At 47.1% G+C, this 12,305-nt stretch carries 10 protein-coding genes; 4 read left to right on the plus strand and 6 right to left on the minus strand.

What is annotated here, in order from left to right:
• Positions 1-11: 11 nt before the first annotated feature.
• From DWX23_RS03035 to DWX23_RS03060, 6 genes are all read right to left on the minus strand, one after another.
• The gene (locus DWX23_RS03035) at positions 12-1,157 is read right to left on the minus strand and encodes a FimB/Mfa2 family fimbrial subunit (RefSeq protein ID WP_122373495.1); all 1,146 of its coding nucleotides are present in this window, start codon (positions 1,155-1,157) and stop codon (positions 12-14) included.
• A 132-nt stretch (positions 1,158-1,289) separates the two neighbouring features.
• Complete coding sequence (locus DWX23_RS03040) at positions 1,290-3,278, minus strand: Mfa1 family fimbria major subunit (protein WP_158607043.1); 1,989 nt, start codon at positions 3,276-3,278, stop codon at positions 1,290-1,292.
• Between the two features lie 107 nt (positions 3,279-3,385).
• Positions 3,386-4,813 carry a DUF3868 domain-containing protein gene (locus DWX23_RS03045; RefSeq protein WP_122373352.1) on the minus strand — a complete coding sequence of 476 codons (1,428 nt, stop codon included), beginning with the start codon at positions 4,811-4,813 and terminating at the stop codon, positions 3,386-3,388.
• A 23-nt stretch (positions 4,814-4,836) separates the two neighbouring features.
• The gene (locus DWX23_RS03050; RefSeq protein ID WP_370450054.1) at positions 4,837-5,439 is read right to left on the minus strand and encodes a DUF3575 domain-containing protein; all 603 of its coding nucleotides are present in this window, start codon (positions 5,437-5,439) and stop codon (positions 4,837-4,839) included.
• Positions 5,440-5,463: 24 nt separating this feature from the next.
• Entirely contained in the window at positions 5,464-6,105 is a 642-nt protein-coding gene (locus DWX23_RS03055; RefSeq protein WP_122373354.1) for a sigma factor-like helix-turn-helix DNA-binding protein, read from the minus strand.
• A 423-nt stretch (positions 6,106-6,528) separates the two neighbouring features.
• The gene (locus DWX23_RS03060) at positions 6,529-7,512 is read right to left on the minus strand and encodes a site-specific integrase (RefSeq protein ID WP_122373355.1); all 984 of its coding nucleotides are present in this window, start codon (positions 7,510-7,512) and stop codon (positions 6,529-6,531) included.
• Between the two features lie 634 nt (positions 7,513-8,146).
• On the opposite strand from DWX23_RS03060, the gene DWX23_RS03070 reads away from it, so the two are divergent.
• The 4 genes from DWX23_RS03070 to DWX23_RS03085 all read left to right on the plus strand — a co-directional run bounded on the left by DWX23_RS03070 (position 8,147) and on the right by DWX23_RS03085 (position 12,248).
• A complete protein-coding gene (locus DWX23_RS03070) occupies positions 8,147-9,271 on the plus strand; it encodes an aldo/keto reductase (RefSeq protein WP_122373357.1) in 1,125 nt (374 codons plus the stop codon).
• Between the two features lie 34 nt (positions 9,272-9,305).
• Positions 9,306-10,133, plus strand: a complete 828-nt coding sequence (locus DWX23_RS03075) for a carboxymuconolactone decarboxylase family protein (RefSeq protein ID WP_122360210.1) — start codon at positions 9,306-9,308, stop codon at positions 10,131-10,133.
• A 4-nt stretch (positions 10,134-10,137) separates the two neighbouring features.
• Complete coding sequence (locus DWX23_RS03080) at positions 10,138-10,950, plus strand: AraC family transcriptional regulator (protein WP_075557734.1); 813 nt, start codon at positions 10,138-10,140, stop codon at positions 10,948-10,950.
• 134 nt (positions 10,951-11,084) lie between these two features.
• A complete protein-coding gene (locus DWX23_RS03085; RefSeq protein ID WP_122373358.1) occupies positions 11,085-12,248 on the plus strand; it encodes an aldo/keto reductase in 1,164 nt (387 codons plus the stop codon).
• Positions 12,249-12,305: the final 57 nt, after the last annotated feature.

Here is a 12,305-nt window from a genome sequence, read left to right on the forward strand (position 1 = left end):
GTATAATTGTTTTAAAGTTCACCTTGGTTCAAACGGATGACCCAATCTTTTACCTGGATTTTGAAGCAGGCGTAGCCGACGATTGTCGGGTCTTCAGGGTCGGGATCGGGTTTAGGATCCGGATCCGGTTTGGGGTCAGGTTTATCAGGGTCTTCGGGATCTGGCTTTTCAGGGTCAGGGTCTTCGGGGTCAGGTTTCTCGGGATCCGGATCTTCAGGGTCCGGACAGTCGGGACAAGTTACCGGGGTCATGAAGAAGATGATGGAGTACTCGTCCTGGCGGTCGAGGTATTCCTGAGCCGAGATGCGGTGGCCTTCCATTTTGGTGAGGAGGAGGTAGTTGTTGAGGTTGACGTTCAATACGTCGTTCTCCCATCCCTCATGGCGCACGATGAGGCGGTAGTTGCGGCCGTCCATCAGACGCATGGTGTTGAGTTCGGCAACGGCGACAAACTGAGAGCCGGTGGTGGCTCCTTCGGTCGGGTCGGCACCGATCTGCACGTTCTCGGTGTAGTAAGGCAGATAATGGATTTCGGGGTCTTCCAATAGGCTGTTGTCGTAGTCCATATAGCCGTTGTCGGCTACAATTTGGAAGGTGAAATTGTTTACGTCCATGTCCTCCCCCATCACGTTTTGGAGGACGACACGCAGCTTGTTGGTGTTTTTGGCCAGGCTGACGGTTTTGCTTTCGGGCACGTCACGGGTCACCACCAATGTGTCGAGGCCATGCCAGAGGGCGTCCAGTTCGTTGGGCTGGGTGGCGTCGGCGTTGCGCAGGGTGCGTGCTTTAATATCTTTAATAGTCGAGGTGCCGGCAGTCAGTTGGGGTAACTCGTAGCTATCGGCTTTGAGTCCGGCCCAGGTAAGGAGCTGGTAGGTGCCGGGTTCGAGGTCGAGTGCGATGGAGCCGTCGGTCAGTTCCGCCTGGTTGATTTGCCGCTGGTAGAGGAAGTTGCCAGCCTCGTCGCAGAAGAAGAGCGTCAGTTGGTCGACTTCCTGCTGGAAGGCGTCGGCAAATTTCATGTTGTAGTCGTATTTAAAATGCAGACGATACTCGCAAAGCGGCAGCGAGTCGTCGTGTATCCAGTCGCAGGCGGGCAGTCCGATAAGGGCTGCGGCGCAGAGCAGCTGTTTACAGGTATGCAATAAATTATTCATATTCATGCTAGTGTGTTAAAAATAAGACATCTGAAGCAAAAAGGGTAAAGGGCCGGGAGGTTGCCCTCCCTTGGCCCTAGACACACATGAGTGCTTCATGCGAGTTGATTATTGAAACAACGGTTATGTGCGTTAGAGGATGATGTTGTCGTTCAGACGGTTTACCCAGTTCTTAACATAAATCTCAACAGAAATCTTCAATTCATCGCTTTCGTCCGGATTGTTAGGATCATCCTTGCCAGGAGTGAAAGGCAGTGGATCGCCCAAATCCCTAACACCTGTTACACTCAACTGATAAACATTGTTACGGACAATAGCAAACTCCATTACAGACATCAAGTTCGGATTCTGGTTATCATCGTGACGAATCCAGAATTTGTAATAACTCTTACCGCCGAGATAATAGGATACTTCATAGTTTTCATATAGAATACCAGCGTAGGCCTGCTCCGATTGATCACCTCGAGTTAAATTGCTATATTTAGCGTCAGCTACAAAAGAATTATAATTCAAAAGACCTTTAATATCATCTAAAGCAGATTCATCGGCTCCATCAAAAACACCTTTCAAATAGGCTTTAAACGCAGCTTCAACCGGATTTGATTCCTGCATTTTGTCTACAATAGATTCTAGTGTGGTTAAGTCTGGACCATTTGACAGCCAACTACCATCCATGAAACCTTCGTACAGCGGCTTTGACATATCTTCAATATTAACAAAAGCCATCGCAGCAATTGTCTTAACATCGGCATAATTAACCTTTACATGATGTCCATCTGTACCCAAGTGGTTGGCTACAAAGAAACTTTTATCTTGAGGTAGGTTTGTTCTTCCAGATGAAATCACACCATCACTATATAGGCTAACGCCAAAACCCTCACCAGGAGTAAATGTAGATTCGAAAATCACACCAGTTGAAAAACCATTCTTCTGCTGATCGTAAGCTGTTGTATTTTCTCTTGTGTACAAGATTGGCGTAAAGTCTCCGGATGTATACTGGCTTCCAGTTAAAACAGAAACATCTTTCCAAGCCCCATTTGTTGGATCTAAAGTGGTCGTGTTTGAAATAAAGTGATTAGTATAAGAAAAGTTGTTGTTATTAAAATTATCAGTTTGAGTTGCTGTTTTAGTTCTTGTTTGTGGATCCAATACGTAATTAAACGTACCTGTACCATTGCCGGTATTGTTCCATATTTCATCGCCCAAGTATTTATATTCACCATCACTATATACCGCATCCACAGCTGGTATAGCACCAGTCCAGCTAGTCACAGATGGAGAAACCTGCTTAAACATATATGTATTACCAGTCCACAAGTTTACAGGTAAATAGCGAGTAACAGCGAATGTTCCGTCTGTTCTTGAACTGCTTGACAAGTTCTCTGCAACCTTCAAATCAACACGAGCAGCCAAACGTTCTACATATACTGTAGTGTGAGCAGGATTACCTTCGCTGGTATTATTCTTACTCAGTTCTACTGTTGATTCTGCTGTATTTCCCTTCATCTGATGGGTAGACATTACAAAATTAGTATAGGAAGCAAGATCTGATGCACCACCAGTCCATGCCTTATCAAACGTTGCATCCCTTAACTGTGATAATTTTGTATAATTTGTGAGAGAACTTCCAGCATTAACAATTGTCAAAACCTGATACGTTTTAGACTCATTATCACCTAATGGATCTTTCAATGTTACTACGACATCAGCTTTATCATGGTATGCTTCACTACCGCCATTTGGTGTTTCATTTAGGTTGCCTACATAACCATGTCCTGCTATATCTATATCAGTAGTAAGATCAGCGTTCAAAGTCTTCAGTAACTTATCATTCTCAGTTATACTTGCAGGAACTTCAAATAAGAAGATATTAACATCGTTAATTTCATCTTCTTTCAATCCTTTAATTTCCTCCAAATACTGGTCACCTTCACCATTGGAACTTCCAGCCTTCGTAAAACCGCCACTCGTTCCAGTAGCAATATTTACAGTCAGGTAGCATTTCTGGCCATTGAGTTCTTCCGGATTTTCCAGTTCTGTACCATCTCCAATTTTGTCTGTACAGCCGGCAGCAAGTAGAACGACGGCTGCCATTGCTGCGTAAAGTCTGTTCTTTTTCATGTTCACTTTCATTTTTTAGTTTATGAATTAAGTTATTGATAAATAGTTTCATTTTTGGATATCGCAAACAAACCTTGCCTGGACACCTTAAACAAGATAGCGGCCAGCTACTCCCGCCAAAGGCGGATTTGCTCCAGATTCTTTTCTACGGCTTCCGATACGCTCGGGGTACCTTTCAGCCGGTCGAGCAGTTGCTCTGCCCGATCGAGATCACCCTCCAGCATGACGATGGAAGCTTCCGCCAACTGCTTCTCCGGAGAATCGGCAGCCTTGCTCAGATAGCGTTTTGCCTGTGCCAACTGCTTATTACCGATGGCTGTATTGGCAGCGTTCAGATTAGACACAGGGTCGTCGGGATACATGCGGACGGCAATCTCGAAGACTTCGTTGTACTGGTCGCTGCCCGGCTCGTAGGTCTGTGCCACGCGGAACATCTCGTCCAGGCTCAGCTGCTTCGGATCGGTGTAGATCAGTTCCTTGGCCTCTTCTACGGAAAAGTTTCGGATGGTGTACTTCACTGCATAGTCCGAATGTCGCAGGGAGGGATAGATGTCGCGGAGGATAGCAGGGTATGAAGCGCCACCGTTGAGCGTCTTGAGTTTCCATTCTTTCTGGTCGAGGTCGGCGGGCTGGTCGGCACGGATGATGTCGAGCAACTCGGCCTTGTCTGCCAGCCCGGAGGTTTCGATGTGTGCGGCCAGTCCGTCCCAGTCTTCGGGTTCGAAGTCGACGGTGAAGGTGGCGCGGTCGAAATGATAGAGTCCTTTCACGTAGTCGCTGAGCGCCTTGGCACGATTCTCGGCCAGGTAGCTGTTACTCTTATAGCTGCCTTCGGGCGAGGCAAAGCCTTTAATATAGACTTCGGTGATGGTAGCATACGGGTCGTTGCGTACGGATTCGACCGTTTCGCGTATTTTGGCCAGCTCGGCCCGGTTGTCGCGATAGTCGGGTGCAATGGTTGTCTTACCTACGGGGAAGTCGAGGAAGGCGCTTCCCTCTTTGGCACGTGCTTTGACGGTTTCCATTTTGGGCGTTTGATAGCAAAGGAAGGGGGTCATAATCGGTTTTTCAAGCTGTATGGCGAAGAGCGGCGAACGGTTACTTTGCATCGCTTCCCATCCGCAGCCGCATTCGTCGGTGACAAGGGCCACTTCGGCATTGTTCATCCAGGAGGCGTAGGGCGTTCGCACCTGGTAGTCGACCGTCTGTTCTTTCCCGTTGCGGCGGCGCAGTTCGATCTCCTGGTTTTCCTGGCGGTTGCGGCCCGTACGTTCATACAGGATGTGGCGGCTGCGACCATTGATGATGACCGGGGCGAGCGGACGTATACTGTCGCCGCGAACGATGACGGGGATGCAGACGATGCTGCGGTTGCCTGCCAGCCGGATTTGGCTCAGGTCGAGCGTCATGCCCATAACCAGCGAGGAACCCGCCTTTTCCACAATCTTGTCTTTGACGACGATTTCCTGTGCGCCGGCAGTTACGGCTGATAGCAAAAGGCCGGCGGTCATGATGAGTATGTTGTTCTTTTTCATGTGCTCAGATAGTTTAGGATAGTTTAGAATTGATAAATCAGGCTGATGGCTGCCTGCGTGGGGCCGAAATAATGTTTCTTGACAGTCTCCTGCTTGCGTCCGCAGTTGGCACAGGGGTATTTCTCCGATTCGAGGTAGAGGTATCCCACGCCCACCGTGGCTTCGAGGTTCCAGTGTTTGGAGAGCAGCCACGAGTAGCCGTAGCTGATGCCTGCGCCTGTACCCCATCCCTGGTGGCGTTCGCCTTCCGTACCCAGCAGCTTGATGTCGGATACATTATATAATAGGTAAGGGACATGCAGGCCGACAAAGTGCTTGTGGAATGTTTCGCAAAACCAGTAGCGCAGTTCCGGATGGACACGCAGGTGCTTGAGGGATTGGCCATAGCTGCCGTCATCATTCTTCCCGTCGAAGGGATTGACGCCGACTTCGGCACTGAGGCTCCAGTGGCGGGCAAGGCGTACTTCAGCACCCAGGTTGAAGGTAGCCGTAGCCCAGTACGGAAGGTTGGTCTTGATACCAACAACCGAACCTTTACTTTCCACCACGCCAGGCCGTACAGCTTCCTGTGCTTGAGTGAAAAGTCCTGCCATCAGCAGGCTTAGGATAAATGTTAATCTTTTAATCATAATCTGTTTGTTATTTTATTGTTACTGTATCTTTCTTTTCATGCGAAGCTTTGCCGCATTGCTTACCGCCAGCTCAGGCTCGTGCCGGTGAAGGTAGTCGCGGAAAGTATCGGGATTGAAACCGTATTCGGACGCCACTTGCGCCAACAGACGGGGGGTCGTACGAAGGCTTTCGATGGCACCGGCGTATTTGGAGGCGGTAGACTTGAGGAAGTTGTCGGCCAGCCCCAAACGTACGCGAGTCTTCTCCCGGCGTTCCAGAATCTCCGGATAATGGAGTTTCAGCTGGTTGGAAAGAGAGGTTCCGTCCAGATTAAACTGCCGGGCGATTTGGGAGATATTAAATTCGATATAAGACAGGTTGTCGCAGGCTTCAATGGCTTCCTTATATTTATGGTAGGCTGCCGGTGTTTGTCCCCGACGACCGCGCAGCTTGATGGAAGCAAGTTCATTCGAATCCGCTTCGACCCCGTAACGTCGTAAGACCAGGTCACGGTGATGCCGTCTCAGATAGACGCGGAAAGCGGAAAGGCTGACTCCACATTGACTGGCTATTTGTTTGCTTGTCATGTCCGTGGTGGCATACAAAGATACCGCTTCCGAGTATTTCTCGGAAAGAGTGGTTACAGAAGGAGAAAATGTTGTCTTTTTATCATCAACCATTTCTAATGCTGGTTTTGTTTGAACTTATTTATGAAATAAGTTTTATCAGCCCGGAAAAACCACACTGAGAAAGAAAGACGGAAAGACAATAGGATAGTTTTTCTTTTATTTTATCTTTCAATTGTGTTTAAAAGAGTATAAATCCACTGTTACTTTCACATAACAGCTGTTAAAACACAAGGAAGGGTGACCGATCATATTCTCATTTTATCAAATTCAATATAAACAAGCTATTACCGGCAAAAAAATTGTAAATTACAGACAAAACGCTAATACCAGATCTTCTTTACTACCTATACACATAAAAAGTGTGATGATTTTTTCTTTATTTTTACTAATATTCTTACCTTTGTGGACATCTAGTATTAGGTATTAAGACAAAAGCGAATAAGAATCAACATTCATTTCGTAATTGTTCTTATTTCATAAATAAGTAGCTTCAACTCCCTGCCAATTTATGCGTTTCTGCTTATCCGACAGTATTTTACAAATCGGATTTGTAATCTTTCGATTCGCCTGATCGAGTTCCGGCTGGTCGAGTCGGTTGAAGTAGCCCCGCGTCGTTTTTTCGTTCGTATGCCCTAATGCCTGACTGATCACGGCGATATCCACATGCAGCCGGCGGGCTTCCGAAGCCCAGGTATAACGCATCACATACGAGGTAAGGTTATTATGAATACCCAATAACTGCCCCACCTGTTTCAATGTTTCGTTATGGGCAGACAGCATGGACTTATACTGTTGGTAAGTAGCCGAGGCAAACATCACAGGGAAAAGGTAATCGCTGCCCGATGATTCATATTTACGGATCATCTGCCACATGCCGGAGGTGATCTCGACACGTATCTCTATACCGGTCTTATGCCGGTTGTACACGATAGCCTGTCCATGGATATTCTTCCGCGTCAGGTGCACCATGTCTACAAAAGGCATGCCATACGCCATAAAGCTGAATAGAGCCAGATCTGTTGCCAGGGTCAGATCGGGACGGTCACAAAAATCGGCTGTCGCCATCTTTTTCACTTGCTGGTCCGACAATGGCTTTTTGACCGTCATATCGCGTTTCAGTCTCAGTTTGTGGAACGGATGCAGTTTTCTTTTAAACGGTTTGTCGTCGAAGGCGGCATTGTATATCGCCCGAAGACTGCTCAGGTAGCTATTGATCGTATTGATCTTTAATCCTTTTGCCTGCAAGTAAGCCTGAAAATCGTTCACCTGAGTCGCCGTTACGTCACAGACCCGAATATCCCTGTTTCCCTGGAAGACAAAAAAATGATGACCGGCTGCCTGATAAAGATCAGCCGTACTGTCTTTTCCCATCAGTCGCTTGCTTTCTGCCCGTCGACCGACATATTCATGCAGAAAAAGCCCTTTTTTCTTCTGATTGTTTTCTTTTGTTATTGCCATACATGATTGGTTATATTAGTAAATCAAAATGTTATACTTTTACAGGAATTAAAATCAAATATATCATTTTATTCCATTATTTGTAACATCACTTTTTCCATGGAGAACGCTTTCAGGGTAATTTCACCTTGTTCCGCTCCCATTTCTTCCCCTATAAACCTTTTTTACACGGTCATAGTTCTCTTCACCCGGCTTATAATTTATTTTTTCCGGCAGCTGACAGTGATTTACCCGGCAGGTCATCAGCTGATAAAGAACAAAAATTTATCTGTTCAGCTTTTAGGTTATCTTTCTGTATTTACTGAACGTCGGGAGAAACGCATAAAAAAAGATATCCTTAACCAAGCCTTCATGCAGAAGACTGGTTAAGAAGATAAAATAGCAAAATGTAAATATGAATTATTTATTCTTCCAGCAATCCTTCCAGGTAACGTTCCGGTGACAAACCGATAGAACAACCCGAAACACCGGAAAACGATAATGATGAAAACGAAACGCCGAAGAATATGGATATCCAAAATCAGTAAAATTGGTACAAACTTCCCACTTATCGTTACAACTGCTTTTACAAGCCTTGCTAACTTTGCATTATCAAAAATAAACTTATAACAATCATTCATAAAATTTACAAGTTATGGTTAGAAGAGATTTTCTGAAAATGTCATCGATGGTAACAATATCGTCAATCGGTACATGGACGGGGGTATCTAAAGTCTTTGCACAATCCCCGTCGCAGTCTAAAGACGTACGTTCTTATGACGGCAATACGTCGGACAGTATGGAATATCGCCAACTCGGAAGACTGGACATATCAGCCATCGGCTTGGGATGTCTGCCTATGGTGGGGTACTATGGCGGCAGATACGATAAGCATGAAATGATAGCTCTGATCCGCCGAGCCTATGACAAGGGCGTTACTTTTTTCGATACGGCAGAAGTCTACGGCCCCTATACCAGCGAAGAGTGGGTCGGCGAAGCCCTCGCCCCGTTCCGCGACAAAGTGAAAATCGGTACGAAGTTCGGATTCGGAGTCGAGGAAAAACAACCGACTGCACTCAACAGCCGTCCCGACCATATCCGTCGGGCGGTAGAAGGCTCCCTGAAGCGCCTTCGTACCGACCACATCGACTTGCTGTATCAACACCGTGTCGATCCTAATGTACCGATGGAGGACGTGGCCGGAACCGTAAAGGATTTGATGCAGGAAGGAAAGGTATTGTACTGGGGCTTGTCCGAGGCCAGCGCCCGTTCCATCCACCGGGCACACGCCGTTTGTCCCCTCTCGGCTGTGCAGAGCGAATATGCCATCTGGTGGAGAGAACCTGAAACCAAAATCTTTCCGACACTGGAAGAACTCAATATCGGCTTCGTACCTTACTGTCCACTGGGGCGTGCGTTTCTCACCGGAATAATCGACGGTAACAGCCGTTTCGAGAAACCCGACCGCCGGGCAACACTGCCTCAGTTTACACCAGAAGCATTGAAACACAATATGCCGCTCATCACGTTGGTACTCGAATGGGCACAACGCAAAGGAGTAACACCTGCACAATTTGCCCTAATCTGGATGTTGTCGCGCAAGTCATGGATTGCTCCGATACCCGGTACGACCAATCCGTCACACTTGGACGATTTTCTCGGAGCAGGGACAGTCCGCCTTTCAGCATGGGAAATGGAAGAATTCGACAAGGAGTACGCAAAAATCGACCTGATGGGTCATCGGGCAGACCCCTTCACAGAAAGTCAAATAGATAAATAAAAACAAATAACTTCATCCTATAAATCAAATAGCAATGAACAAGATTCTTTTAATTTCAGTATTCACCATTTTAACACTCAATGTCATGGCACAAGAAAAAATAGTACAGACAGCAGGGCGCACCCAATTAGGCGAGTTCGCCCCCAAATTTGCAGAACTTAACGATGATGTCCTTTTCGGCGAAGTATGGAGCCGCACCGATAAACTTGGTCTGCGCGACCGCAGTTTAGTGACCATCACCTCTCTCATTAGCCAGGGTATCACCGACAATTCGCTCGTTTTCCATCTTCAGTCAGCAAAGAAGAACGGTATTACCCGCACCGAGATTGCCGAAATAATCACCCACATCGGTTTCTATGCCGGTTGGCCCAAAGCGTGGGCGGCATTCAATCTGGCCAAAGGCGTATGGGCGGAAGATTCTACCGGTGAAGATGCCAAGGCCGCTTTCCAACGCGAAATGATTTTCCCTATCGGCGAACCCAATACTGCATATGCACAGTACTTCATCGGTAACAGCTACCTTGCTCCCGTTTCCCGAGAGCAAGTATCGATAGCCAATGTTACTTTTGAACCTCGTTGCCGCAACAACTGGCACGTACACCGCGCAAAAAGCGGCGGCGGACAGATGCTCATCGGCGTAGCCGGACGCGGTTGGTATCAGGAAGAAGGCAAGCCGGCAGTGGAGATTCTGCCTGGCACAGTGATTCATATCCCTGCTAACGTCAAGCATTGGCACGGAGCTGCAGCCGACAGTTGGTTCGCTCATTTAGCATTTGAAGTCCCCGGAGAGAATACTTCCAATGAATGGCTCGAACCGGTGACGGATGAAGAGTATAACAAACTCGAACAGAACAAACAATAAATATATGGAACAATTAGATGTATTCGATTGCTCGAATGTGCTTATAGCGAGCTATTTCACTGACGACCGGGGATGTGCCCACGAAAACAGGGAACATACGCTTATTTATCTATGTTCCGGTGAACTGGAAATAGAGGAGCGCGGAAAGAAAACCGTTTTGCATCCGGGAGAGTGTGCTTTCATGCGGCGCGATAACCGGATGTGGTTGCAAAAAAAGGTCGAGGATGGGAAACCGTACCGTTCTGTCGTGTTGAAATTCTCAAGACCTTTTCTGAGAGAATTTTATCAGACTCTTAACCGGCAACAAATTCCAACTGATTCTAAACGCGATAAAGTAAGTCTGCGTGTATTACCAGGCAACAGACCGGACATTCGTTCACTGTTCGAATCCATCATACCCTATTTCGATGCAGGCGAAAAACCGTCTGAAGATGTACTGAAGTTAAAAATGATTGAGGGAGTATATGTACTACTCAATACCGACAGGAACCTTTACGCCTCGTTGTTCGATTTTGTGGAACCGTGGAAAATAGACATTCTCGACTATCTGAATAAAAATTATATGTGCGACCTTTCGATGGATGAAATTGCAAGTTATACGGGACGTAGCTTGGCGACTTTCAAACGAGACTTCGCCAAAATCAGTGACCTGACACCACAGAAATGGATTATCAGACGTCGTCTGGAGGCTGCACATGATTTGATAAAATCAGGTAGAAAAAAAGTGACGGAAGCCTGTTTCGATGTGGGTTTCAAAAACCTGTCTCATTTCTCCAAAATATATAAGGAAGCGTATGGGGTTGCCCCATCATGGTAAAAAAACAGAGATGTATTTTCGTAAAACACTACTTAACTAAATGAACTTTATAACAAACCCTTTTGAGCCTCGCAGCAAAGTCGTTGCGAGGCTCTCTTTTTACCTTTGCCTACAGAACATTAAAACATAAAATCATGGAAAAGAACAATCAAATGAATCTCAGCCGTCGCGGATTTCTCAAGACGGCAACCTTGACAGGAGCAGCATTAACCATGCCCACCGGACTGGATAAAGTCTTTGCAGCGAAAACGAAACAGACGGCAGTCTCCGATAACGACAGTGATGCCGCTCATATTACGGGACATCGTATATTGGGTACGGGAAAGGCAGCTTTCGAGGTATCGACACTCGGCTTTGGTGTAATGGGTATGACTTACAACCGCAGTCAGCATCCGGACAAAAAACAGTGCATCCGATTGTTGCATGAAGCGGTGGATCGGGGTATAACACTCTTCGACACGGCTATCATCTATGGGCCGTTGACTAACGAAAATCTAGCCGGAGAAGCATTATCCGAATTCAAAAACCGGATCAACGTAACGACTAAATTCGGACATGAAGTTATCGACGGGAAAGCCACGGGTCGTCAGAACAGCCGACCGGAGACTATTCGTCGCTATTGCGAAGAGTCGCTCCGTCGCCTCCGGCTCGAATCGCTTCCCATGTTTTACCAGCACCGCTCTGATCCGGATACACCGGCGGAAGAAGTGGCATCGACCATTGCCGACCTGATGAAAGAGGGCAAGGTACAACACTGGGGCATGTGCGAAGTCAGTGCCGAGACCATCCGTAAAGCTCATGCTGTTTGCCCGTTGACGGCTATACAAAGCGAGTATCATCTGATGCACCGGTTGGTAGAGGAAAACGGAGTGCTCGATACCTGTCGGGAGTTGGGGATCGGCTTTGTTCCGTACAGCCCGCTGAACCGTGGATTTTTGGGTGGCTGCATCAACGAATACACAGTTTTCGATGTAAACAACGACAACCGCCAAACCCTGCCACGCTTTCAACCGGAAGCGATGCGTGCGAATACCCGTATCGTGAATGTGCTTCAAGCCTTCGGCCGCACACGAGGCATGACTTCGGCACAAGTGGCACTCGGCTGGTTACTCCGGAAAGCACCGTGGATCGTTCCCATCCCCGGAACAACAAAACTGGCGCATCTGGAAGAGAACCTGCGCACACAGGAATTTACTCTTTCACCCGAAGAATGGAAAGAACTGGAGGATACAGTAGCCGCTATTCCCGTTGTCGGAGACCGATACAATGCCGAGCAACAACGTCAGGTAGGTCGCTAAAGAATCAATCCTGCAAGACTTCTCAAACTTTCAGCATTGGAATAATTGTTTAATTAT

Source organism: Parabacteroides sp. AF18-52, from assembly GCF_003479145.1.
GTDB classification, from domain to species: domain Bacteria; phylum Bacteroidota; class Bacteroidia; order Bacteroidales; family Tannerellaceae; genus Parabacteroides; species Parabacteroides faecis.

Excerpts from the sequence above, each read along its gene's own strand:
- DWX23_RS03075 (WP_122360210.1), top strand. The coding sequence starts at position 9,306 with ATGAACAAGATTCTTTTAATTTCAGTATTCACCATTTTAACACTCAAT.
- DWX23_RS03085 (WP_122373358.1), top strand. The coding sequence starts at position 11,085 with ATGGAAAAGAACAATCAAATGAATCTCAGCCGTCGCGGATTTCTCAAG.
- DWX23_RS03045 (WP_122373352.1), bottom strand. The coding sequence starts at position 4,813 with ATGAAAAAGAACAACATACTCATCATGACCGCCGGCCTTTTGCTATCA.
- DWX23_RS03035 (WP_122373495.1), bottom strand. The coding sequence starts at position 1,157 with ATGAATAATTTATTGCATACCTGTAAACAGCTGCTCTGCGCCGCAGCC.
- DWX23_RS03055 (WP_122373354.1), bottom strand. The coding sequence starts at position 6,105 with ATGGTTGATGATAAAAAGACAACATTTTCTCCTTCTGTAACCACTCTT.
- DWX23_RS03070 (WP_122373357.1), top strand. The coding sequence starts at position 8,147 with ATGGTTAGAAGAGATTTTCTGAAAATGTCATCGATGGTAACAATATCG.
- DWX23_RS03080 (WP_075557734.1), top strand. The coding sequence starts at position 10,138 with ATGGAACAATTAGATGTATTCGATTGCTCGAATGTGCTTATAGCGAGC.
- DWX23_RS03060 (WP_122373355.1), bottom strand. The coding sequence starts at position 7,512 with ATGGCAATAACAAAAGAAAACAATCAGAAGAAAAAAGGGCTTTTTCTG.
- DWX23_RS03040 (WP_158607043.1), bottom strand. The coding sequence starts at position 3,278 with ATGAAAAAGAACAGACTTTACGCAGCAATGGCAGCCGTCGTTCTACTT.